Genomic DNA, 23,865 nt, shown 5'->3' on the forward strand with positions numbered 1-23,865 from the left:
TCAGCATTACAATTTTTTCTTGTACTATGCTCCTCAAGAACGAACTTTCGTCTTTTCCATTATTCCCATAAAATGTGTTTCGTACTGATCTACGATAATATTCCAGTCGTAAACCTCTTTTATTTTTTGCTCATTGTTGGCAATATACCCCCTATAATTGTGCTTATTCGTGCCTAGAAGGATATCTTCTACGTCCTGACTCGTGGTAAAATACAAGGCATCTTCCCCTAAGATAGATTTATTAAAAATATTATCATTGGCACAAATGAGCGATTGTGAAGCCATGGCTTCCAATAGTGAAGGGTTGGTTCCCCCTACTGTATGCCCATGAAAATATACGTTCGAGTAATGTCTCAAATTATTTAAGGTTTCGATGTTGTACACCCCACCTACAAAACGAATATTTTCGACTTCTCGAAATTTATTTTTTAAATATTCCCCATACGTTGTTTCGTGTTTACCAATGACCAAAAATGGCTTATTTGACTTCGTCTGTGCCACACCATCTAAAATTACTTCAATGCTATTTTCGGGTTCCAAGCGTGCAATTAGCATATTGTATTGATACGGTTCTACCTTATATGCAGTTAAGGCCAACGCATCTTGGTTTTGAAAAAGATGTGCTCCATAGGGAATAAAATCTGAATCAACCTTATATTTATCTTTTAAATAACTTTGAATCCCGATAGAATCCGAAATTAAATGGTCGCTGTACTTTACCCCTAGCTTTTCTGCATATTGTAAAAACCGCTGTACTTTTCTTGAATATTTGGTTCGTTTCCATTCCAACCCATCCATGTTGGTGGTAACAATGCTTTTTTTACGTGGCAATAACCAACCCCAAACGGAACTGCTGGTATAGCCTAATTGCAAAATAATATCAAAATTCTTTTTACGTGTATCCAGTATGCAGTTTAAATCGTAAATAAACTGACCCGCTGTGCCTATTTTATCTTCCGGATCTTTACAATGAACAATCTCCACTCCCTTCCAATTACTTTTTTGGTAGGGATGTGAATGCGAATTATACACCGTAACCTGATGCCCTTTTTCTACTAATCCTAAAGAAAGATATTCGGCAAATTGCTCAAAACCACCATAGTAATTGGGAATTCCTCGAGTACCTATGATTGCTATTTTCATGCTGTTTTTCTATTTAATACGCTATTGTACGCTGCTAAAGTCTGTTCTGCTGTTTTTAACCAAGTATAGTGTTCCAATACATACGCCTTTAATTTTCCGTTTACTGGAGCTTGATGCGCTTTCAAAACAGCCTCTCTAATCGTTTCAACCTTATCCGGATCACAATAATACGCCATGTCTTGAAAATATTCTTCCGTGTCGCCTTTTGCACTTACCACAATGGAACAATCCATCACTGCGGCTTCCAATGAACTTAAACCCGTTGTTTCGAACCAACTTGGTAAAACATGTACCTTGGCTGCTTTGTAAATTTTTACCAATTCAGTGTGCTCAATATGTTCGATGAATGTTACATTTCCTGTTTCCGTTGCAAGCGCTTTACATTGTTCGTAATAGGCTAGATGATTGGGCGAAGGTTTCCCTATGAGAGCCAACTTCAATCCTGTTCCTGCCAAAGCTTTAATCAAGTTCAATTGATTCTTACGTCCTTCTATACGCCCCACACTTAACACGTAATCTTGGTACTGCTCATTAACTTCTGCGTCCTCTTTAAATACCGATGGGTCAATGGCGTTAACCACTTTTTCATACGGATGTTTTAATTGATAGTCCTTTGCTAACCTATTATACTCACTGTGCGAATTTGGCAATAACAAAGCTGATTTTTCTGCTACGTACTGAACCGATTTACGATGCCCCTTTAAGAGGTAATCAACAGAGTTTATTTTATCACCATTTTTTACAAACCGAGCAAGTACCTTTACATATTCGAGCTGATCGCTGTTCAATATACGCGATATCAAACCAATTATTCCAGAACGATTATTCTGTTCATACTCACTATAATCTACATAAATAGTAGATACCACATACGGAATGGTTAACTTTTTAATATGCGGAATAATATCGTCCGGCCGAATGATATTGAAAAAATGAGCCAAATCGTATTGCGCATAATCCAACACATCGGTTGTTAGTTTAACATCCACTTCTACCCCCAATTGTACTAAAAAAGAAGCTGTTTTCAGTATTTGAACGGTATCGCCACCAGGGCTGGAATAGAGCGTGGCTCTTGCTATCATGAGAACTTTTATCATGGCGCGTTGCTTATTGTTTTCTTGATATACTTTAACAAATTAGTCCCATTTTTGCTAGGAGTTAAATAAGCACCTTCTCCATATTCGTTCCAGGCATATAATAGCGCAATTTGTTCTTTTGTTGTTTTTGCTTTATTTGTACGCAACCATTTTATACAATTAGAAACGGAATTTGCTACACTAAGCGGCGATAAGCCTGCATAATAAGGGGCTGTATCGTATTTATTACTTTTATTGGCCCAAGGTCTGGGATCCCAACCCAAAGTAGTTACAGGAATATAAGGTAATGTAGTTTGATTGGCAATGCTACTCCAAAGATTCATTTCGGAAATTTGCAATTTTTCTATTGGGACTTCTTTTTTTGCACTATTCAAAGCAATTTGATGATAATTATATCCTGTAAGCAAATCGAAGCCACAAGCCTTTGCTAATGCAGTATTTTTAGGATTTCCGTCAATACAAACAGCTATGCTCACTCCCTTTAATCCAATATCTTTAGCCGCTATTCGTAAACTATCCAAGCCATTCGATACTGCGTCAACACCACCTAATCCATCAATTAAAGTTTGCAAAGAGAAAAAAATTAATAAAGGTTTTTCAGCTACATTTAAATAATTACTCTTTTTAAAATAACCCAACCATTCTGAACAAACCGAGCTCCAATTTGCTCGATTAATTAAAAAACCTTGATGATTGGCCACCATTAAACAAAATTTCATCCGCTTACTGATGGGCGATTTCACAAAATAATTCAAACTATTGTTTAATGGTTCTGTTGTATATTTTTTCCCATCAGGATAATACCAGCAAAAACTAAAAAAAGATAATCCAGCATTGGTGGCTTCTTGAATTTGCTTATTCATAATTGCTTGCGAGCTAGTCATCCAACCCCATTTAGGTTCTCTTTCGCTAAAGTTATCCTGCAGACTTTTTGTAAGATGATAAGGGTATACACCTGTCCAACCATCAAAATAATAGGCGCCAATTTGAACCTTGTTTTGTGCATCACAGCAAAGTAAATCAGCACTCAAGAAAACACACAAAACAATTCGAAAAAAATTTGCTGTCATTTTTTACTTCTTCAAATATGCATTTATGCCCAATTTGCGTAATATTGCCTTCGTTTTAAACTTTAACTGTATTTTATAACGATTCAATTTTGCAGATAACGGAGAATCCCCACCTGTAAACACGGCAGCACGCTCATGTTCTTTTAGTGCTTTTAAAGAATCACTTGCACCGCCTTCTTGCATTAACACGGTAATTTCATCAAAAAAAGCTGCCTTTAAATTTTCTCTAGGTCTTAATAGCAACTCATAATCACCGGTTATTTTGTACGAAATATCAAAAAGACCGTATTTCTCAAACAGTTTTTTGGAATGCAATGACCCTGGATGTGCAACGGTCATATCCCGTAAGAATAAGGGCCATTCCCATGTCCAACCTTTAACGCGGATAGATTTCCCCTGTAAATCAACCATTTCTATCCGACTTGATATGTACTCTATGTGTTCCGAATCTGGTATTGACGACATAAAATCAGTATACTTTTGTAAAGCGTCTGGCACCAATTGATCATCTGCTCCTAAAAACATAATCCAATCACCAGTGCTTAATTGGACTCCTTTATTCCAAGCATCGTAAATTCCTTTGTCTGGCTCACTAATCCAATTATCTATAAAGTTTTCATTCCGTTTAATGATCTCTACAGTTCCGTCATTTGAACCTCCGTCAATCACAATTAACTCAACAAAGTTATTACACTGACTAACAACACTTTGAATTGCATTCTGTAAAAATTTTTCGGCATTAAAGACTGCTATAATAATTGATATATCCTTTCTATTTTCCATAAATATTTACGGCTCTATAATTAGACTTTTTTATTGTCCTTTTACTTTTAAAATATGCATCTGGGAATAATCCGGAAAAGACCAAAACCCAAATAAAATATTCATTTACATTAGCTGTGTCACTTCCTACAAATTGAAATAAAAACATGAATATAAAAAGACAGAGACGATATGAACTTTCTGAAACTTTCGTTTTGACGAACAAATATATTTCACAAACCAACTTAAGAACTAAACCCAAATATCCATATACAGACAATAAATCAGCTAAAGCAGAAGGAATTCTAACAGGCCCTAAACTGTCGGCAAATTCACTTGCTCCATAATCATAGAAATTAGTTATAATATCTTTTCCTATTATTTTTAATTGACCAGGGCCTAAACCTATTAGTGAATTTTTGGTTGAAATTATTTTATCTGCTAAAATATAAGCTTCAAATGATCTCCCATTGGCAGAAGTATCTTTACCTGCCAAGATATTACTAACTCTTAAAACAATACCACTATCATTTAAAGGGCCAAGTAATAAAACAATAACTACTCCAATCATAAATGCGAAAAAAACAATTAAGCGCAAATTGAATTGCTTTCTTGAAGTTTTGAATACGTTAATAATTGTAAATATAAAAATAGACACGATTATCCCTGCAATTGTCCCGTACGATAAACTAATTAACAGTGAGACACTTAAACTCATTAAAATAATTGTTTTATTTTTATCCATTCTTAAGAAAAAAAAGAATTGAAAATAAAACAAAAATAGAGGCACTAAAAGCATACTATATGCAGATGGCTCTGTTGTAAATAGTTTCAATCTTGGAAAATTTCCAATTATTTCGGTAATTTCATTCTTATACCAAAAAATATTCTTTTCAGGAACAACTAAAAGTGAAAGTAACGCAATAATAACAAATGTGGCATTTAGTCTTACAAGACGGTTGAAAATACTTTCAATAATTAAAGGATTTCTTTTAAGAAAGTAATAAATGGCTATTGTAAAAGTTAAACATGTAAAATATAATGTTGAGGAAATAAAATATGCACTGAAGTAAACATCGTAAAAGTTATGGAATAAAAAAAACAAAAATACTATTAAGAAATAGATAAAAAACACTCCTTTTAAAGGCGCATTTATTCGAATCAACCAAAATAAATAAAACGGCGTTAGTAATGTTGTAAATAAAAGTCCAGGTGGCAATAAAAAACTATTAAAAAAATAAAATATGATTGCCAAAGGCATAACCTTTTTTAATTGGCGGCCATATTTCTTAATATATGAACTTTCAATTTGTAATGATATACTTTGTTTGTTAAACATTATTTAGGTAGATCTAATCTTTTTAAAATTTTAAAAGTAATTCTCTTAAACTAATTAAATAGCAAAAAAGATTTTTCAATATCTCAACAAATTTTATTTTATCTGGGGAACTATAAACTTTCTAAAAACAGTTTTTCTTTATCTCTTAAAACTGAAAAATATTCAGAAATATCAATCGTTGAATTACTTATTTTGGGTATTTTAATATTGTGTAAATCAAACAGGTAAACACCGTTCATATAGTAATAAGACCTTAAAGAGCTTTCGTTTCCTAAAACCGGAATCCCAGCAATTAGACATTCAACTATCCTCGTTAAAACGCCTGCAGTATAGGGCTGATTTACAAGAAAGAAGCTATTATTCTCTAAAAAATCGCTCATTTGATCAAAAGATATAGCCCCGTGAATTTTTATATAATCTAAAGAAGGAAACCTTTCCAATAATTTCTCAGTACCAAAGCCAGCAACATCTGCATATACCTTACTTTTTTCAAGCTCAGTAATTAAATCAACCATTCCATTAAATGTAGGTGGATTTAATACCGTCCCTAAAATAAAGCCACGCCCATTATATTGCATTCTTCTTTTCGAGATAGCAGACAACTGATTAAACACCGTTTCGCTAGGACAGTATGGTAAATAATTCGCTTGAATGTTATTCAAGTTCAGCAACCAATTCTCTTCACGTGAAATTGTATAAATGATGCTGCAATGGCGGATGAAAAACAATTCCTCTTCAAAAAATTCCGGTGACTTTTTACTAGAAAATGAGGACATAAACTCTGGTACTAAGGAATCTAAATTATGTACAATACCGATAACTTTGATCCCTTTCCTCTTTGCCTGAAGTGCTAATATGGCTCCTAATTTTTCAAAATCCTCAATAACAATCGTAGCTTGTGTATTAATTTTTGCCAGACTATCATTCACCAATCTAGTATAAAGTCCAATTTTTGCTAAGCCCTTTATACTTGGTAAAAAGGGTATTCTCAATATGAAAAAATACCAAATACCAACGATTAAATTGAGTAAAATAGATAAGGTTCCTTTATTCTTAATTGAAATATCAAGGCACAAGGTATGAAGCTCCGCATCACTTTTTTTAATCAATTCGATAATTTGATTGCTTCGTTTGCAGCCTCCATGACCAAAGGGATCATTTACATATCGCGTATAATGGTATACAATCTTTTTCATCATTCTTAGCTTTTTATTTTTTATGACTTAAACAGTTGCAAACAAGCATTAGTTAATCCAACAATTGGGTGCACGGTAAATACGTCATTCAAACTTGTACGTAATCCAAGTAATTTTTGATTATCTGGAAAATCATTAACAAGCATATCCATTAAGTGAAAAGATTTTCCTTTCATTAAAGAAGCGTAATACATAAGCGTAGAACTAAAAAAACCAATTAAGTAAACATCATTATTTTCACTCAAAAACATTTCTGCCGGTAATTCTCTATACTCCACTGGTAATAATTGGATATTACCCTTATAATCTTCCAATATTCTAACCAATAATTCATCGTCATCACGAGGATGGGGTTTGAAATAAATTACGTCAAACTTATCTATCAATTTGTTCAGAAATTGATTTAGCCATTCATTGTATTCACCTTGTGATAAAAACCCGTCTATCCCTAAAGTTTGTGAAAGAAACAAACAAACTTTTTGCTGTTTTTTTGTAGTATCTAAAGATATCTCTTGTTTGTATTCAATAAATCTATGTTGATCTTTTCCACAATACTTCATAGGAAACGATGTATAAACCTTTTCAAATTGTTTCATATAAATATGAGAAGGATCTTTACCTAAAATTCTTTTTATGCTATTTTTAACTTTTAATTCAAATCCAAAATCATTGAGACATGGTGAATTGAAATGATGCTTAAGGTAAGTATTTGATCCTTCCTCGTATAGATTAATTGATTTCACACGATTCCGAACTAGGTAAAAAAACTTAACTTCGGTAACGCTAAATCTATTGGAAATAAAAATCGTATCCTCTTCCCTTAAAATAGTGGTATCGAATTCATCTACAGAATTAATTCCTTCAAAATTTGCTCCTAGTATGGTAAATATTTTTTTATAAATTTTGTAGAATGACTTATTGTATATATAGTAAATTCCATACCATTCGCCTTTGAGCTGTTTGCTCATCAATCCGGCAAAAAAACACTGTAAAGGGCTTGAAAATATGATGTAATTTTTCATTTAAAAAACCATTTAAAAAATTCAACAACAAGAACGCAGATGATTAATGGCGAAGCAAGTTTCAAGCCTATTAAATAATCGCGTTTCTTAAACACAGCATTATATGTAATTGTACGTACAACTACAGAAAAACTTGAGCTTACCATTTTAGCTATTATAATTCCCCATACTCCGTATAAATAACCAAAAACAACCATCAGCATTAGTCCTATAATATTGAATATTAAAGGTACGGTAGTATTAATTTTAATTTCACCCATTCCATTAAACAAGTGCCAACTCAACAACGAGGTACATGCAAATAATGCACATATAAGCAAGTAATCGAAATAACTAATCACTTGATTTGCTACAGTTGAATCACTTTTTAAATACCATTTAATTACAATTGGTGCAAGTAGTACTGCCACAGGATAACATAAACCTAAAATGGAACTTAAAATCAAATTCCCATTTACAAAAAATTTCCTTAAGACTTCTTGATCCGTATTTTTAGATGCATAAGGAAGCAAGTAGCTTAAACCTTTGGCTGCAAAACCCTGAATAACAGTTGATAAGTTAAAAGAAGTATTGTAACTAGCTAAGGACTTAATGTTTACAAAGGATGCCACTAGTAATGTGTCTAAATTTCCGTTTAGAAATCCTATTAAATTTTGTAAGAATACCCATTTTGAATAATCAAACAAAACCTTCTTAAAAAAAGCTAAATTAAACTTTATTGATCTTTGTTTATAACCCTCATTTTTTCGCCATTTTAACCTGCTGTTAAATAAGAGTAGGAATGCAGTAACAAAAACATGCATCAAAATAACATATTTTACATCTTTATAAAGTATTGCAACACCAATCCCTAAACTACAAAAACCTATTTTTTGGATAACTTCATACCTAGCAACAGCACTAAACTTTTCATAGCCTTTAAAGATCGCCAATTCCAAGTTCAGCAAATATTGCAAAACAAAGCCTACAACACATAACAAACTAAGCATCCATTTTACTTCGAAATGTAAAGCTGTAGCAACACTCATATATATTAAAAAGACTATGAAGCAAATAGATAAAAGTATGAATGATGCTATCCTTGACGAATAAATTATCTGTGCGACGTATGAAGTTGATTTGGTACGATAAGCAGCAATGTACTTAATCAAACTTTGTGAAATCCCCAGATCAAACATACCTCCAATACCGGTAATAGTTAAATACAAATAATACAATCCCATCTCAGATGCTCCCAGATATTTTAAAAAAATAGGAACAGTAAGAATTGTTGGAACCAACGATATTAAAAACGGAAAAGCGTTTATTACAAAGTTTTCAATATGTTTTCTCATCTAAAAATACTGATATAAATATCCCCTAGCTCTTTTAATTTGACATTGTTATATCCCGCAAATGTAATTGCACTTTTTTGTGCTTCTTGGTAATCGTTAATGGAATCGTCAATCACCACAACCTCTACTTTATCATAATCATTTTTTTCTATGAGCATTCCTGCCAATTCATTTTTGGATGTTGGAGAGCCATTTTTTGTTTTAAAATACCTTTTCAAACCCATAGCTTCGCAAATTTGGTTTAATTCTGTCCCATCCGAAACCGATACTATGTGCATTTCGCATTTTAGAAAATTCTCTTTAATGAAGGCAACAGAATCTTGAATTAGGAGTTCCATATTTATTATGTTCTGATGCATTATTTCAGAAAATTTCCCGGCCAAAATCATCACTTTTTCACAGATAATAGACTCTTTACGAATTTCTTCAAAAAAATATCTGAATTTATGATACCTAGAAAGTCCTCCATTTTCGTTATGGTACATTCCTAATGCCTCTACTTGTTCTTTCGGATATTCTGCCAAAACCAACTCAAGCCCTTTCGATCGAATGGACATTGAATTCATTATAACACCATCAAAATCCCATATGAGTACTTTAAATTTATCCAGCATCTTTAACTTTTTTAAAAGTTCTTCCCATTTAACTCAAGGGAAAATTTTGAGGATACTGCACTTATTTGCATTAAAAATTTTAATACCATTTTTTGTTTGCATTCTCATTTGTCAATCGATAATTATACATATTATCAGATGAATTGGCTAAATTATTTAAATCAGTATAATTTGCCTTAGTTATCTATATTGATAAAAATATTATTTGAAAAATTACTTCATTTGTTGTAAAAATTGATTACTGCTTATTATTGATTCACAAAGTAGGGATTTTTCGAAGTAACAGATACATCATAATCTATCCATGCACGAGCCTTAAGCATATCTAATTCATCATCAATGTCAACACACAAACGCTTTTCTAGAGGAAACTTCAAAGGGTTAGCGCCATGAAAATATGACCACTCGATCATTTTTTCTCTTGGTGCAATCAAAATTCCATCCGTTACAAAATATAAAGTAGGTAGTTGCTGAGATGGAACGTGTTTTAACCCAAATTCATAATTTACCGGCCCGTTATCATCCCATAAATATCTCTTAAACGGTTCTACACTTACAAGTGAATCAAATCCGTTATCTAAAGCATCGAAATACAATTTTATTGCTTCTTGATAAACATTCGGAAAAATTAAAGGAGCTGTACAGGTTGCCCAAAGTACATGATCACCTGTTATACTTTCGCAAATGTGTCTTACAACTTCACCAAAAGTTTTGGTCTGCTCATCGCAATATTCAATGCCCCTTTTATGAGTTAAAGTATTTTCTTCAGCAGCCATTTGCAGCATATCATCAGAATCGGAAGAAACTACAATTGAATCAATTAAAGGAACACGTTTTAACTGTCCAATTTTATACAGTAAAAGGTTTGTACCTCCGAAAGGAGCAATATTCTTATTTTTTAATCTTCTACTACCAGCTCTAACTGGTATAACAGCAGTTATTGTTTGTCTTTCCATATTTGTTTTTTTATGTATAAAAAACTATTACTAAAAATATTTAAACAGCAAATTATCCTACTTGATGCTCCCATTGCAAGGATTCGCTACGACTCATCAAGGTTAAATCAGAGGCCACCATGTCTTTCACCAAGCCCGCTAAATCGTATTGCGGTTTCCATCCTAATTTTGTTTTTGATTTGGTTGGGTCGCCAATTAACACATTTACTTCTGTTGGACGGTAATAGCGCGTATCAATTTTCACCACTGTTTGGCCTATTTCTAATTGAAAGGCGGGATTGGTACACGCCAATACTTGCGCAATTTCATTTTCCGCTTCACCAGAAAATGCCAATTCGATACCTACTTCTGCAAAGGCTAAACGTACAAAATCACGTATAGAAGTAGTAACCCCAGTAGCAATGACATAATCTTCGGGTGTATCCTGTTGCAAAATGCGCCACATGGCTTCTACATAATCTTTCGCATGTCCCCAATCGCGCTCTGCATTTAAATTCCCCAAGAACAAACAATCTTGCTTTCCTAAGGCAATGGCCGCAGTAGCCATGGTAATTTTACGGGTTACAAAAGTCTCTCCCCTTCGTGGCGATTCATGGTTGAATAAGATACCGTTACATGCAAACATGTTATACGCCTCACGGTAATTCTTGGTAATCCAGAAACCATAAATCTTGGCTACGCCATAAGGTGAGCGTGGGTAAAAAGGAGATTGCTCGTCGTAAAAACCTTTATCGTTTTTATTTTCTTCTAAACCACCATATAATTCGGAAGTAGAGGCCTGATAGATACGCGTTTTTTCGGTAAGGCCTAAAATACGCACGGCTTCTAAAATTCGCAAGGTACCAATACCGTCTACATTGGCTACATATTCCGGTGAATCAAAGCTCACTTTAACGTGGCTCATGGCCCCTAAATTGTAAATTTCATCGGGTTGAATTTCCTGGATGATGCGAATTAAATTGGTTGAATCCGTTAAATCGCCGTAATGCAATTTAAAATTGACATGCGCTTCGTGCTGATCTTGATAAATATGATCAATGCGCTGGGTGTTAAAAGAGGAGGCTCTACGTTTAATACCGTGCACACTATAGCCTTTTTCTAATAATAACTCGGCCAGATACGATCCGTCTTGCCCAGTTATTCCGGTTATTAATGCTGTTTTCATTGACATACTTATTTTAGGGCTGAAAAATTAATTTTAATTTGTTGTATGCATTATCCTAAGAATCGCTTCTTCAAATTCCACCATTTACTCTTTTTACTTTCCATGGCATAGTCTCCATAACCGTAACCATAGCCATATCCCGATCCGTAATAGCTGTATTGTTCGTCGTTGATATCGTTTACCACAAAAGCGGCTTTTCTAATTTTAGCATTCCTTACTAAATCGGTGATGATGCTTAACTGTGCTTTATGCGTTACATTTTGGCGGGTAATGTATAAACACATATCGGTATATTTTTCTACCAATAAGGCATCGGCCACCAAACCAACAGGTGCATTATCAATAATGACGTAATCAAATGATTTTTTTAATTCTTCGATTAGCTGACTTAATTTCGGGCTTAAAATTAACTCAGCCGGATTGGGCGGAATTGGCCCAGATGAAATTAAGGACACGTTTGGATGTAAATCGGTTTGGGTAACAATATCGGCTACCGTTAACTTATCGTTTACGATAAAGTTAGAGAAACCCAATTTATTTTCTAAGCCAATGTTACTAGTCAACTTTGGTTTACGCAAATCGAGCTCAATTAAAACCACTTTTTTATTGCTGATGGCCAAGGCTAAACCCAAATTTAGGGAGATAAAGGATTTACCCTCGCCACTCATACTCGAGGTAACCATTAATACATTGGGTTGATCGGCTTTGAGCATAAATTGTAAATTGGTACGCAAGCCTCTAAACTGCTCGGAAATAATGGAACGCGATTTTGAGGTTACGGCCACACTGTTCTCGGTCTCGTTATGCGAAATCTCGCCAATAATAGGCAGGCTGGTTACATTGGTAATGTCTTTCTTCGTAACAATTCGGGTATTTAATAATTCTTTAATACTCAAGTACCCAAAAGGAAGCGCCAAACCTGCTAGTAAGCCGATTAAATAAATCATCGATTTTTTTGGTTTAAAGGGCTTATTTTCGCTTTTTGCCGGATCGATAATCTGCGAGGTACCAATGGTAGAGGTCCTGCCAATGGCCGTTTCTTCTCGTTTCTCTAACAAAAACATGTATAGTTGTTGGCGCACATTTTGCTGACGGCTAAAATCTAAAAATACCCGTTCTTGTTTAGGCACTTTTTTTATCTGATTGGCTATTTGCTGATTGTTGCGATCTATTTCTCTTTTAGCTTGAATCAAATTATCCCGATAGGCATTGAAACTTTTTACCAGATTTTGTCGGGCTGATTCTATTTGCGCGTCTAAATTCTGAATAATTGGATTTTCGGTGGTATAATTAAGCAATTCACGATCGCGCTGCATGATGAGTTCGTTGTAACTGGCCAAGTATGCGGTAAACACGGGGTCGGCCACGTTTAATGAACTTGGGATAATCCGCTTGTTCTTTGGATTATTAACGTATGTTGATATGCTTTTCAGTATGTTTAATTGCATATCGGCCTCGTTTACCTTTTTGTAATATTCTGACGCATTCCCGACCAATTCTTTCGATTGCTCTTCAATGTTGGCCAATTCATTTTCCTCTTTAAAGGCTTCAATCTGCCCTTCAATTCCTTTCAAATCCGATTTTACCGCCGCCAATTGCGTATCGATGAAATTGATGGTACTGTCGGCAATACGTTGTTTATCTTCTAAATTATCCCGCAGATATAGATCCATGAGGGTTTGCAAGATTTGCTCTCCTTTTAAGGGCATCGAATATTTAAATCCCAAATCAATCACCGTACTTTGTTTGGTGGTCAAGGCAGCGTCTAAGGTAGGTATCAGTTCTTCTACTTTCGCATCCACCGAAACGATGTTCATGCGATAAACAGTACTTGGATATAATTTTAGACCGAGCTTTAAGCTTAACCTAAGCGTGTATTGAGGCAAAACCAAATCTTTGCCAAAGGAAGCAACTGTATCAATATCTTCCTCAGAATTTTGAATGTGAAAGCTTTTTGAAGTTATTTCATCAATAGTATACTCCTGGTATTCAATGGTATCCGATTGTTTTACAAAAGACACAGTATAGGGAACTCTAGCGTCGTTTACTTCTAAGGCTCGTACATTTCCTTTAATGCCATGGGTGACGTTTAATTGCAATGCTTTCACCACCTTGGTCATCAAAGATCTGGATTTTAATATCTGGATTTCATTTTCTGCATTGCTGGTTGAGCCCAATAAAGAGCCCAAATCCATATCGCCCAACATTCCGCCACCGCCACCACCGTTGCTTTTATCGTCTTTTACCAATACCTTACCATTGATTTGGTACGAAATGGGTGCAAATTTAGCATACACAAAGGCCAAGAAAACACAAACTACTGCACTGAGTAAAAAAATATGCCAATTGGCGATTGCTTTATCAATGTATACCTTCAGGTTGGCTGTGGTATCTGATTCAGCATCTATAAAAAAATCGTCGTTAGTATTGATATTATTTGGTGACATAGGGTTATACACGACTTGCAATTACAATTAAAAGACTTATTACAGCGGTTACGATTGAAATCATTTTCAATTGGGTACCGTCGCTGTTGTTAATTTTGGCCTTCACTGGCTCTACATACAGTTGATCGTTTTGTTGCAAGTAAAAATAAGGAGATTGAAGTAAATTAGATTTTGTTATGTTTAAACGAACAGCTGCTGTTGTTCCGTCTTCTTGCTTACGTAACAAAAGAATGTTATCACGCTTACCAAAAATGGTTAAATCACCTGCATAGCCCAAAGCATCCAACACGCTTACTTTTTCGTTTGGTACGGTATAGGTACCCGGTCGCGTTACTTCCCCCAATACGGTTACTTTAAAATTAGCGAAGCGTACAATTACCGAAGCATCGGTAAAATACTTGTTTGCTCTTTGGCTGATAAGCTCTTTGGCTTCTTGAGTAGTTAATCCTACCAGCTTTACCTCTCCTAATACCGGTACATTCACATTCCCCGATTTATCTACCAAATACCCAAATGTTGCTCCTTGATTGGTGGAAACCCCTGCCCCACTTAAATTCGTGTTTACCGCAGTGGTAGTAGATGGGGAACCGTTCAACGCGTTTATACTAGCCGATACCGAAGCATCTCGTGTTTGTACGGCGATGTATAAAATATCGTCACTTTTAATTTTTGGCTCCACATAAGCAGCCATGGCTAATTGTTGTTTATTTGCCAATGAATCGGGAATATCAGCAAAATATTTATAATTCTTGATGCTGGTACAGGAGCTCATGATCCCAGCCAAGAGTAAAATCGAAAATAAAAGAAATAGGGATCTTTGTTTGTACATACTTTACGAAAGTTTTGGGCTTTTTCTGTTAAAATAAATGGATAGAAACACAGTCTTTCCCACGATGGAGGAAAGAGAAGAATGTAATAACTCCCTAAATACGTATAAGAAAATAGTTGGAATGCCCAGGTGCAAAACTTGAGAATCAAGAGAAAATTGGTAGTCGATTAGACCATTTTTATAAATACCTCTTCTCCTAGATGCAACGGTCATGTATAGATTTTTTTTTAATATCTTATTTGTATTAAACGTACAAATGCGCGCAACCGTACATCTAATACTTATAAGTAGGGACAATTACTTAACATTAATTGATTATTCGCAATTTTATTCACAAAGCAACCAATTAAGCCTCAAATTTACGTTAAAATAAATATTTTTCACTACTAATATTTAAGTATTTTCTTCCTACAAAAAGACTTCTTTATTCCAAAATGGATAATTTTCGAGCTTTTTTTGCAAATAACCCGTTGTAACAGAATGCTCTATTGCTTCTAAATGGCGCAAATGATGAATATCTGTTCCAATAAATTTGTAACTTTCTTTTTTTAACAAATATTCTGCAGCTTCTTTCACTTGTTTTCCGTAATAACCGCTTACTGAAAGCATATTTAATTGAAATAAGGCACCCATATCTTGTAAACGGAATAAAGTTTTATGATTTTTATGGTAAAAGTTATAACGTTCGGGATGCGCCAATATTACACGGTAGTTTTGCATGCGTAAATCAAACACCACTTGTTCAATTAATTGGTACTCTACCATGTACGACATTTCAATCAGCACATAATTATCTGCTAAACAGAGTAAACCTTCTCCTACCTGAAAGGTATCGTCAACCATGTATTCTGCTGCTGCTTCAATCTCTACAGCATGATTGCTATTTTTCAGTTCATCCTTTACCAGATCGAGTGCAGGTTTAATGGTGCCCGCATGATTGGGATATAACTCTGTAAAAATATGGGGAGTGCAGATAAACTTGTTTAAGCCTAAATTGGCTAACCCTTTTATTAAGGCAAGGCTTTCTTTAACATCTGGAGATCCGTCATCTATCCCTGGTAAAATATGGGAGTGCATATCGACACCCATCCAACTTAAATCTGAAACCGGCTTTTTTTTCTGAAAGAATGAGATCATTTCTTTAAATTTATTGATTGCATCAGCAAAACAAGGTACACACAGAACGTTAATTGCCCTAAAGTACAAAAAACCAATGCAAAAACACTACAATAGCGAAAAATATCCATTGATTTTTATCAACAAATTGAATAACAAGAGGTTCAAAATGAATTAATATTAAATTTTAATTATTATTTTATCAATTTAATATAAAAATGTAGCATTAAACAGTCTAAAATATCAAAATCACAATATTTTAGACAAAATTATTTTTTTTTTATTTTTCTGAGTTCAGGAGAAAAAAATAGCTTGATCCCAAAATAACACCTAGCTAATCGCCTTCTATACTATACTATTGATTTTCTTTGAATTAAGGATTTCCCTGTATCGCATTTTTTCGTGCATGCCAAATTTTAGTAAAATCAGCAAATTTTTATATTTCATTTACCCTTTGAATTTCTATATTTGCAGCAATTGCTCCCGTAGTTCAATGGATAGAATTATGGTTTCCGGTACCATCGATATGAGTTCGAATCTCGTCGGGAGCACTGAAGAAAAGGGTAAATCTGTAAATTGGATTTGCCCTTTTTGTTTTCTCCCGCTGCTGGGGGTGCATCCCGAGCATTCGGAACCGATGGGCGTCCTTCGGTTAATACCTGCAGTTTTGAACGGTTGTTTTACTAGCATATCGCCCAAGAAATATTACTTAAACACTATTGTTGTCAATCCTATAGACTTTCAAGATCGCTGCTCGGTTAGCCCCCATGCTAGGACCGGCCTAGGAGGTGTTGGACGAAGAAAGCAGTAAGAAGCTTTGCAGAAACGTTCAAATTCTTACTGTTCAAGAGGATTTGCAGCCGAGCGAAGGAATAGAGCGAAGCCAAGGCCTCAAATTATCGCCATCGAGCTTCTGCTAGCTTTATTCAACAACAGATCCAAGCCTTGACTTTTTCGTTCTTTTTTGTCAAGAAAAAAGAACTAAGCCCGCCGGCAATGAGGCGATAATTGATTTTTCTTTAAGAAATTGTTTTGCTAAGCGCGCAATGACGAGGGTGTTTAAGAAATTTTCTTTATTCGGTGCTAGGTGTTTGCCAACCCTCTTTCCTTTACTTGCCTCTTGCCGGCAGGGCATTTACTTTTGAAGGCCAAAAGTAACCAAAAGCCTTTGTCAATCCGGCTAGGCAGCTTTGCCCGCAAGGCCATTACACAAAACAAAAACAGTCTCGCTAGGTTTTGTGGGGAATGGTTTTGTAACCAATAGTAATTGTAGCCACAAAACTGAATAGAACAATGCTCGGTAGTACACATTCGAATGTTGCTGCAGCTGTTTTTGTTTTCTTCCGCTGCTTGGGATTGACGAGCGTACTTCGGTTAAGAACTGCTATTTTGAAGGTTTGTTTTACCGGCATATCGCTCAAAAATTTTTATGTCATCGGTGGCATACAACGCATCTCTAATATTCGGTGTTCGGTTAGCCCCCATGCTAGGACCGGCCTAGGAGGTGTTGGACGAAGAAAGCAGTAAGAAGCTTTGCAGAAACGTTCAAATTCTTACTGTTCAAGAGAATTTGCAGCCGAGCGGAAGGAATTGAGCGAAGCCAAGGCCTCAAATTATCGCCATCGAGCTTCTGCTAGCTTTATTCAACAACAGATCCAAGCCTTGACTTTTTCGTTCTTTTTTGTCAAGAAAAAAGAACTAAGCCCGCCGGCCATGAGGCGATAAAAGATTTCTATTTATGAGATTGCTTACTAAGCGCGCAATGACGAGGGTGTTTAAGAAATTTTCTTTATTCGGTGCTAGGTGTTTGCCAACCCTCTTTCCTTTACTTGCCTCTTGCCGGCAGGGCATTTACTTTTGAAGGCCAAAAGTAACCAAAAGCCTTTGTCAATCCGGCTAGGCAGCTTTGCCCGCAAGGCCATTACACAAAACAAAAACAGTCTCGCTAGGTTTTGTGGGGAATGGTTTTGTAACCAATAGTAATTGTAGCCACAAAACTGAATAGAACAATGCTCGGTAGTACACATTCGAATGTTGCTGCAGCTGTTTTTGTTTTCTTCCGCTGCTTGGGATTGACGGGCGTACTTCGGTTAAGAACTGCTATTTTGAAGGTTTGTTTTACCGGCATATCGCTCAAAAATTTTTATGTCATCGGTGGCATACAACGCATCTCTAATATTCGGTGCTCGGCTAGCCCCCATGCTAGGACCGGCCTAGGATGTTTATCCCGAGACCTTCGGGGTACATTCCGAGTATTCGGGATTGGACGAAGAAAGCAGTAAGAAGCTTTGCAGAAACGTTCAAATTCTTACTGTTCAAGAGAATTTGCAGCCGAGCGAAGGAATAGTGCGAAGCCAAGGCCTCAAATTATCGCCATCGAGCTTCTGCTAGCTTTATTCAACAACAGATCCAAGCCTTGATTGTTTGGTTACTTTATTATCAAGAAAAAAGTAACTAGGCCCGCCGGCCATGAGGCGATAAAAGATTTCTATTTAAGAGATCGCTACACTCAATGACAGCGTATGATTTATTTTGTTGATTGTATAAACAGAATAAAGCTACCCTTTCGGAGCTCGAGACGTTTAGACTATTTTATCGCCGGACTTTCCGACCTCTGACTTTTCGGACTAAAATTTAGTAAAAAGAAAATGATACTACAACACAGGTTTCCATTCTAAAACCTGCACAGGAGATGTTCCTACACTGGCCTTTCCTTCGCCATCAATTTGTTTCACTTTTTGTATAAAAAGATTTAAAACACGTTTCTTTTGCCATAGCGTGGTATCGTAACTGGGTTCCCAATCCCCTACATCTTCGGTATTTAAATCCACTAATTGATATTTTCCTTTTTCAAGATCGTTTACAACTGCCATTGAAACCTTATTTCCCCGCTCCTCATCCCTAAAAATTAATGCCGCTTGTGCCTTCCCTTTTTCTTCCAGGTTATAACCTGCGGACGTGAAATGGGTATTTTCTTGGTTCCCATTCCGCTTAATGAAAAGGGAGTTTTACGAAAATCCAGTTGCTGTGTTTCCCACTTGCCTGTGTGATTAAAGATGATATGATATTGCGGGACATGCTCATTTGGGTTGCGCCAATAGGTAGCGATTAATATCCTTCCTTTTTCATCTGCACACATGGAGGTTTGATTAATCAGTTCACTTTTCTGGGGAATCCGACAAACATATTCAGCATTTGCCGCTTTCATAGGTAATTCGTAACGCTCCCCAGTTGATTTTTGCCAAGTTTTACCCCCATCGATGGATTTTGCGTAACACAAATCGTGGTTACTGGCTACATCGGCACTTTCACGCCATACCCAGGATAGGTGAATGGTTCCCTGAATATCTATTGCCATTTGCCAATAGGCGTTGCGTTTACCTTCCCCATCGATTAAACCATCTTGCACCGACCCCCAGCTTTTTGAGGATACGGAGTATCGATTGATCATTAAATCCCCGTTTCCAGAGCTTCCATCACGATACAAAAACAATAAATCACCATTTTTTAAGCAATAAAACTCAGGATAGCTTACTTTTTGTTCTTTTTGCCCGGTCATTTTTTGTTTATCAGCCAAAACAATGCTACCGGGTTTTATCCCTTTAGTATAATTTAAAGGATTTCCGTGTTGATTCCATGCTACGTGAACATACCCCGAACCATCTACGGCTATACTGATTGATTTATGTGCATCTCGCGCATCGCCTTTATATTGACTTTTAACGATCTCCCAATGACTCGACCCCACTTTCCGTTTAGCCAAGACCATATATTGATCTATAGTATAATAGGCACAATACTGATATCCTTTATGGGTAACCAACGAATTTTTGCGAAAAATTACCGTATTGACCGAATTATTTGCCCAACCCGTTGAATCTACCGTAACGATATTCGTTTGTTGGCCCCTACAAGGATGCGTTAAGCCAATGGCTAAAAAAAAGAAGATGAATAAATTGAATGCCGGTTGATATAAAAAAACAGCTACTTTACACAATTTGAAAAATGACCTTGTCAAAGCTTGAAGAAATGGATTAAGGAGATTAACTAAAATAATTGTAAACGAATATAACAATATAATACGTGTTTGATAAAAGGAGATTAAAAATCTAGCATTCAGTCGTTCATCATATGAGTGTCAGCAGTTTACATTAGATTGGAGAACTAATCATTTCTGGGTATATTTGTAGCAATCAATCCTTAAGCCTATAGAAACAAGACCTACCTAATTAATTAACCATACGTTTATCATATGAGAAAGTATATTTTAGGGATTTCTGGTCTGCTTTTATTTAGTTTGTTCTCGGTTCTTTTTTTTCTGAACAGAAACAAGCATCCAAATACTGATTTAAAAACCAACACTCGTCCTACCTTTAAATTCGCCTATTTAAAATATGCTGAAACACTGTATGCTTCTGCTCATCTTCGCGATTCAGGCCTAAGTTTTCCGGTTTTTGAAAAAGCCTTAACAGGATATTTAAACTTGAAAAAGGAAGGAAGGATCTCCAAAAACGGCCTATTAGGCATTGCCGATTTTGATCAATCGAGTACCAAAAAACGCTTATACGTGTTGAATTTAGAAACCAAGAATTTGGTTTTAAATACCTGGGTGGCACATGGCCAAAGAAGTGGCGAAGATGATGCCGTAAAATTTTCGAACAAAAACGACTCCTTTACCAGCAGTATAGGCTTTTACATTACTGCTGAAGAATACAAAGGCGCCCACGGACGCTCGTTAAAACTGGATGGAATGGATCGGGGTTATAACGACAATGCCCGAAGTAGATCTATTGTAATTCACGGAGCGCCCTATGTGAGCGAGGAAACAATTTCTGCCCTTGGACGACTTGGCCGAAGCCAAGGCTGCCCTGCGGTATCGCCTAAATATGCCGATGTTCTCATCTCCGATTTGGGCGAGGGAAGTGTTTTATTCATCAACAAAAGCAAGGAAAAATATCATTCGACCTATTTAAACGAAGAAACTGCGTCGCTTGCTGTGCTTAATGAATTTAATCCTGTTGGCTTAAATCAAAGCTATACCCTTGCGGATTAATGCTTTAATTGCTCAGATGGGTAAACAACACCGCATCCAACCCATATACATCATTGGCAAACATTAATTTTCCGTTTGAATCTTTCCAGCAGGTAAAATAACTGAGGTAAACAGGGACCTGCTCAGGCAATGAGATGTTTTCTGCTATGGGATTTTTGCTTTTCATTTCCTGACTTATTTTATTGAATTTTTCTCCGGCACCAAACAGCGCTTTTGCCAGATCTAATGGTTTTTCTACCCGAACGCAACCATGACTTACGGCTCTCACAGGCTTGTTAAATGCCGCTTTTGCAGGTGTATCGTGCAGATAAACACTGCTCTGGTTATCAAAGAGGAATTTAATTTTACCTAAGGAATTATCATCACCCGGACGTTGCTTAAAGGTATAGGTTTTGCCTGCATCTGAAGCCGACCAATCAATGGTTTCTGGATCTTCAACCAATTTGCCCTTGTAAAATACATCGATGTTGTTGTTTTCTAAATAATAGCGATCCTGCGCAGCATATTTGGTAATCTCATTGGTAGCAATACTTTCAGGAATGTTCCAAACCGGATTCACCTGAACACTGTGAATCATACTCTTCAATTGTGGTGTTTCCCTATTGAACGGCCTATCCTTTTTAAGATCATCTTCGTCGTATTCTTCAAGGGCAGGTGCCGATTGTGTATTGCGGCCTTCGCCCACACATACTTTCATTTCCAAAGCAACGTTCCCTTTTTCCATTACTCGAAGTTCGAATTCGGGAATATTTACCCACACATATTTATTCTCAGTAGGTGTGTTTTTCCAACGTAAGCGTTCCATATTGACGGCAATGATTCGCTTGGTTTCTTCTAAACTATGCGCAGGAGCAACCACCGCTTGTTTTAAAGCATCTTGCAAAAAAAGGTAATCGGCCTCTTCAGGTTGAATACTATCTAAAAAAGTAACGATATTTTTGGTTTGATATATTTTATTAAAACTTAGAGTATCGGGTCTTTTCGTTTTGGTATAATATTGTGCAAATATTCTCCTCGGACTCAGCACCCCAAAATCCATTGCCTCGCTATAATGGTCAATAGAAGCACTTGCACTTAATTCTAGATTGATCAAAGCAGCGTATGCTTCCTCCAAATTCTTTACCTTCGATTTTTCGTAAATTGATTGTATAGCGGCATCAAAACGTGTTATACCAAACATTGTTGGCGAAAGTCCGTGATCAGTTGATTTTGAAATGCGTGCTGCTGCCTTTTTGAGTCCGCTATCTGCAAAATATTTTTCAATAAGCAGTGGCTGATAATTGTGCTGTGCATACATGGCCTTGGTGAATCGAGGATTTCGCAACGATTGTGAACGCTTATCAAGTTCTACTTGTAATTTCTCTTGTAATTCGTCCAAGCTAATTTCCTTAAATAGTTTATTTCCTGTTTCTTTAGCCAGCACACGGCCTAAATCGGAATTACTTTTTTTACAACTCTGGAATAGCATCATGCTAAACATGAAAATTAAACTATATAAAATAGCGGTATGATTTTGCTTTAAATTCATAGCATGTGTTTTAATAACGTATCAACGGATAACAGTTGTTTCAAATCCCTTAGCCGATAGTTTATTTGATTAAGGTAACTTCAAAACCTCTATAGCTTACCATTTCTGCATGATGCGAAACCTGAAGTTTTAATTTTAATTTTTCGATGAGGGTGCGGGCACTTTCAATGGCTTGATGGATGTTCGCTACCCCCCGTATCTCAATACCCGAGGATAGAATTTTAAATTTTGTAGGCTCAAACTTTTCAATAAATTTCTCAAGATCCGGCGTTAACTGTTTTTGTTTATTCATAAAGTATTTTCTATCTACAATAAACTTTTAGCCAAATTTGTTTTATTTAAATCGTAAATTTGATTTAAGCACGCTAATTTCCGTAGCATTTAATAGTCAATTATCATTTTTTTCATCGAGAGGAAAATGTAAATTATAGCATTCTATTACCCTAAAAAACTTTTCAAAACATTTACAATTGTTTTTAGGCTTTTTAATTCGTATTATTTTACTTTTATTTCGTCCTTCATTAAAAAACGAGTATTCATCCATTTTAAAAACCCTCAAAAACTAATTTTTTATTAGATTCGTCCCTAGCAAATATGAATGATCAGCATGAACCTACCGAAAAAGAGCTAATAGAGCGTTTAAAACAAGGTGATCAAGAGGCTTTAACCATACTTTATTATCAGAATATTCAAAAATTAAAATATTATATTCAACGAACAGCTAAATCACCCTTCCTGGCAGAAGATATTGTGCACGATACCTTTGTTAAATTATGGGAAAGTAGAAAAGAAATTGATTCTTCAAAACCGTTTAAACCTTATTTATATACGATCGCCAAAAGAACGCTCCTAAATGTTTTAAAAAGAGCACAACACGAAGTAACCATTCTTTCAGAAATTCGAAAACACGCAACCGCTACAGAAGATACGACGGATCAAAATATTGCGTACAACGAAAGTAATTCTCTCATCAAAGAAGCTATCCAATCCTTAACGGGTCAGCCTAAGGCTGTATTTATTTTATGTCGTTTAAACGGTTTAACGTATAAACAAGCCGCAGCTGAACTTGGCATAACAGAAAGCACCGTTAACAAACACATGAATAAGGCCTTAACCTTAATTAAGGAATTTATCCGATATAAAAACGCTTTAGCACTCTTATTAGCGGTTATTTCGACTCAAAGGTGACCCTAC

Annotated in this window: 20 protein-coding genes and 1 tRNA gene; 3 read left to right on the forward strand and 18 right to left on the reverse strand. The window is 35.8% G+C overall.

The window, feature by feature from the left end; translation table 11 throughout:
• Window positions 1-33: 33 nt before the first annotated feature.
• From ACJVDK_RS07805 to ACJVDK_RS07870, 14 genes are all read right to left on the reverse strand, one after another.
• On the reverse strand, window positions 34-1,143 hold the full coding sequence (locus ACJVDK_RS07805; RefSeq protein ID WP_443939718.1) for a DUF1972 domain-containing protein: 1,110 nt from the start codon (window positions 1,141-1,143) through the stop codon (window positions 34-36).
• Window positions 1,140-2,240, reverse strand: a complete 1,101-nt coding sequence (locus ACJVDK_RS07810) for a glycosyltransferase (RefSeq protein WP_443939719.1) — start codon at window positions 2,238-2,240, stop codon at window positions 1,140-1,142. Before ACJVDK_RS07810 ends, ACJVDK_RS07805 begins: the two co-directional genes overlap by 4 nt.
• On the reverse strand, window positions 2,237-3,310 hold the full coding sequence (locus ACJVDK_RS07815) for a glycoside hydrolase family 99-like domain-containing protein (RefSeq protein ID WP_443939720.1): 1,074 nt from the start codon (window positions 3,308-3,310) through the stop codon (window positions 2,237-2,239). The genes ACJVDK_RS07810 and ACJVDK_RS07815 overlap by 4 nt, the downstream gene beginning before the upstream one ends.
• Window positions 3,311-3,313: 3 nt before the next feature.
• Window positions 3,314-4,093, reverse strand: a complete 780-nt coding sequence (locus tag ACJVDK_RS07820) for a glycosyltransferase family 2 protein (protein WP_443939721.1) — start codon at window positions 4,091-4,093, stop codon at window positions 3,314-3,316.
• Window positions 4,083-5,411: a hypothetical protein gene (locus tag ACJVDK_RS07825; protein ID WP_443939722.1), complete on the reverse strand. Its 1,329-nt coding sequence runs from the start codon at window positions 5,409-5,411 to the stop codon at window positions 4,083-4,085. Before ACJVDK_RS07825 ends, ACJVDK_RS07820 begins: the two co-directional genes overlap by 11 nt.
• Window positions 5,412-5,521: 110 nt before the next feature.
• Window positions 5,522-6,607, reverse strand: coding sequence for a hypothetical protein (locus ACJVDK_RS07830; protein ID WP_443939723.1), 1,086 nt, complete (start codon window positions 6,605-6,607; stop codon window positions 5,522-5,524).
• Window positions 6,608-6,627: 20 nt separating this feature from the next.
• Window positions 6,628-7,629, reverse strand: coding sequence for a polysialyltransferase family glycosyltransferase (locus ACJVDK_RS07835; protein ID WP_443939724.1), 1,002 nt, complete (start codon window positions 7,627-7,629; stop codon window positions 6,628-6,630).
• Window positions 7,626-8,963, reverse strand: a complete 1,338-nt coding sequence (locus ACJVDK_RS07840) for a lipopolysaccharide biosynthesis protein (RefSeq protein ID WP_443939725.1) — start codon at window positions 8,961-8,963, stop codon at window positions 7,626-7,628. The genes ACJVDK_RS07835 and ACJVDK_RS07840 overlap by 4 nt, the downstream gene beginning before the upstream one ends.
• Window positions 8,960-9,577 (reverse strand): HAD family hydrolase, encoded by a 618-nt coding sequence (locus ACJVDK_RS07845; protein ID WP_443939726.1) that lies wholly within the window; start codon window positions 9,575-9,577, stop codon window positions 8,960-8,962. Before ACJVDK_RS07845 ends, ACJVDK_RS07840 begins: the two co-directional genes overlap by 4 nt.
• Before the next feature lie 248 nt (window positions 9,578-9,825).
• A complete protein-coding gene (locus ACJVDK_RS07850) occupies window positions 9,826-10,533 on the reverse strand; it encodes an acylneuraminate cytidylyltransferase family protein (protein ID WP_443939727.1) in 708 nt (235 codons plus the stop codon).
• A gap of 52 nt (window positions 10,534-10,585) precedes the next feature.
• Complete coding sequence (gene gmd, locus ACJVDK_RS07855) at window positions 10,586-11,698, reverse strand: GDP-mannose 4,6-dehydratase (protein ID WP_443939728.1); 1,113 nt, start codon at window positions 11,696-11,698, stop codon at window positions 10,586-10,588.
• Window positions 11,699-11,748: 50 nt separating this feature from the next.
• A complete protein-coding gene (locus ACJVDK_RS07860; RefSeq protein ID WP_443939729.1) occupies window positions 11,749-14,145 on the reverse strand; it encodes a GumC family protein in 2,397 nt (798 codons plus the stop codon).
• Window positions 14,146-14,149: 4 nt separating this feature from the next.
• Window positions 14,150-14,917: a polysaccharide biosynthesis/export family protein gene (locus ACJVDK_RS07865; RefSeq protein WP_443939730.1), complete on the reverse strand. Its 768-nt coding sequence runs from the start codon at window positions 14,915-14,917 to the stop codon at window positions 14,150-14,152.
• A gap of 465 nt (window positions 14,918-15,382) precedes the next feature.
• A complete protein-coding gene (locus tag ACJVDK_RS07870) occupies window positions 15,383-16,111 on the reverse strand; it encodes a tyrosine-protein phosphatase (protein WP_443939731.1) in 729 nt (242 codons plus the stop codon).
• A 458-nt stretch (window positions 16,112-16,569) separates the two neighbouring features.
• Here ACJVDK_RS07870 and ACJVDK_RS07875 point away from each other — a divergent pair.
• A tRNA-Arg gene (locus ACJVDK_RS07875) sits at window positions 16,570-16,641 on the forward strand.
• Window positions 16,642-18,744: 2,103 nt separating this feature from the next.
• Here the strand turns inward: ACJVDK_RS07875 and ACJVDK_RS07880 are convergent.
• Window positions 18,745-18,963, reverse strand: coding sequence for a hypothetical protein (locus tag ACJVDK_RS07880; RefSeq protein ID WP_443939732.1), 219 nt, complete (start codon window positions 18,961-18,963; stop codon window positions 18,745-18,747).
• A 35-nt stretch (window positions 18,964-18,998) separates the two neighbouring features.
• Window positions 18,999-20,108, reverse strand: a complete 1,110-nt coding sequence (locus ACJVDK_RS07885) for a BNR repeat-containing protein (protein ID WP_443939733.1) — start codon at window positions 20,106-20,108, stop codon at window positions 18,999-19,001.
• A gap of 234 nt (window positions 20,109-20,342) precedes the next feature.
• Here ACJVDK_RS07885 and ACJVDK_RS07890 point away from each other — a divergent pair, with 234 nt between their 5' ends.
• Window positions 20,343-21,143 carry a murein L,D-transpeptidase catalytic domain family protein gene (locus tag ACJVDK_RS07890; protein ID WP_443939734.1) on the forward strand — a complete coding sequence of 267 codons (801 nt, stop codon included), beginning with the start codon at window positions 20,343-20,345 and terminating at the stop codon, window positions 21,141-21,143.
• A gap of 4 nt (window positions 21,144-21,147) precedes the next feature.
• On the opposite strand, the gene ACJVDK_RS07895 is transcribed toward ACJVDK_RS07890, so the two are convergent.
• Both ACJVDK_RS07895 and ACJVDK_RS07900 read right to left on the reverse strand, forming a co-directional pair.
• A complete protein-coding gene (locus ACJVDK_RS07895; RefSeq protein WP_443939735.1) occupies window positions 21,148-22,671 on the reverse strand; it encodes a L,D-transpeptidase family protein in 1,524 nt (507 codons plus the stop codon).
• Between the two features lie 61 nt (window positions 22,672-22,732).
• Complete coding sequence (locus tag ACJVDK_RS07900; RefSeq protein WP_443939736.1) at window positions 22,733-22,963, reverse strand: hypothetical protein; 231 nt, start codon at window positions 22,961-22,963, stop codon at window positions 22,733-22,735.
• 302 nt (window positions 22,964-23,265) lie between these two features.
• Here ACJVDK_RS07900 and ACJVDK_RS07905 point away from each other — a divergent pair, with 302 nt between their 5' ends.
• Window positions 23,266-23,859 (forward strand): RNA polymerase sigma factor, encoded by a 594-nt coding sequence (locus ACJVDK_RS07905; protein ID WP_443939737.1) that lies wholly within the window; start codon window positions 23,266-23,268, stop codon window positions 23,857-23,859.
• Window positions 23,860-23,865: the final 6 nt, after the last annotated feature.

The organism is Pedobacter paludisoli (assembly GCF_052344095.1).
GTDB lineage: Bacteria > Bacteroidota > Bacteroidia > Sphingobacteriales > Sphingobacteriaceae > Pedobacter.

Coding starts and splice junctions, on each gene's coding strand:
- ACJVDK_RS07805 (WP_443939718.1), bottom strand. CDS start 1,143: ATGAAAATAGCAATCATAGGTACTCGAGGAATTCCCAATTACTATGGT.
- ACJVDK_RS07810 (WP_443939719.1), bottom strand. CDS start 2,240: ATGATAAAAGTTCTCATGATAGCAAGAGCCACGCTCTATTCCAGCCCT.
- ACJVDK_RS07815 (WP_443939720.1), bottom strand. CDS start 3,310: ATGACAGCAAATTTTTTTCGAATTGTTTTGTGTGTTTTCTTGAGTGCT.
- ACJVDK_RS07820 (WP_443939721.1), bottom strand. CDS start 4,093: ATGGAAAATAGAAAGGATATATCAATTATTATAGCAGTCTTTAATGCC.
- ACJVDK_RS07825 (WP_443939722.1), bottom strand. CDS start 5,411: ATGTTTAACAAACAAAGTATATCATTACAAATTGAAAGTTCATATATT.
- ACJVDK_RS07830 (WP_443939723.1), bottom strand. CDS start 6,607: ATGAAAAAGATTGTATACCATTATACGCGATATGTAAATGATCCCTTT.
- ACJVDK_RS07835 (WP_443939724.1), bottom strand. CDS start 7,629: ATGAAAAATTACATCATATTTTCAAGCCCTTTACAGTGTTTTTTTGCC.
- ACJVDK_RS07840 (WP_443939725.1), bottom strand. CDS start 8,963: ATGAGAAAACATATTGAAAACTTTGTAATAAACGCTTTTCCGTTTTTA.
- ACJVDK_RS07845 (WP_443939726.1), bottom strand. CDS start 9,577: ATGCTGGATAAATTTAAAGTACTCATATGGGATTTTGATGGTGTTATA.
- ACJVDK_RS07850 (WP_443939727.1), bottom strand. CDS start 10,533: ATGGAAAGACAAACAATAACTGCTGTTATACCAGTTAGAGCTGGTAGT.
- gmd (WP_443939728.1), bottom strand. CDS start 11,698: ATGAAAACAGCATTAATAACCGGAATAACTGGGCAAGACGGATCGTAT.
- ACJVDK_RS07860 (WP_443939729.1), bottom strand. CDS start 14,145: ATGTCACCAAATAATATCAATACTAACGACGATTTTTTTATAGATGCT.
- ACJVDK_RS07865 (WP_443939730.1), bottom strand. CDS start 14,917: ATGAGCTCCTGTACCAGCATCAAGAATTATAAATATTTTGCTGATATT.
- ACJVDK_RS07870 (WP_443939731.1), bottom strand. CDS start 16,111: ATGATCTCATTCTTTCAGAAAAAAAAGCCGGTTTCAGATTTAAGTTGG.
- ACJVDK_RS07880 (WP_443939732.1), bottom strand. CDS start 18,963: ATGGCAGTTGTAAACGATCTTGAAAAAGGAAAATATCAATTAGTGGAT.
- ACJVDK_RS07890 (WP_443939734.1), top strand. CDS start 20,343: ATGAGAAAGTATATTTTAGGGATTTCTGGTCTGCTTTTATTTAGTTTG.
- ACJVDK_RS07895 (WP_443939735.1), bottom strand. CDS start 22,671: ATGAATTTAAAGCAAAATCATACCGCTATTTTATATAGTTTAATTTTC.
- ACJVDK_RS07900 (WP_443939736.1), bottom strand. CDS start 22,963: ATGAATAAACAAAAACAGTTAACGCCGGATCTTGAGAAATTTATTGAA.
- ACJVDK_RS07905 (WP_443939737.1), top strand. CDS start 23,266: ATGAATGATCAGCATGAACCTACCGAAAAAGAGCTAATAGAGCGTTTA.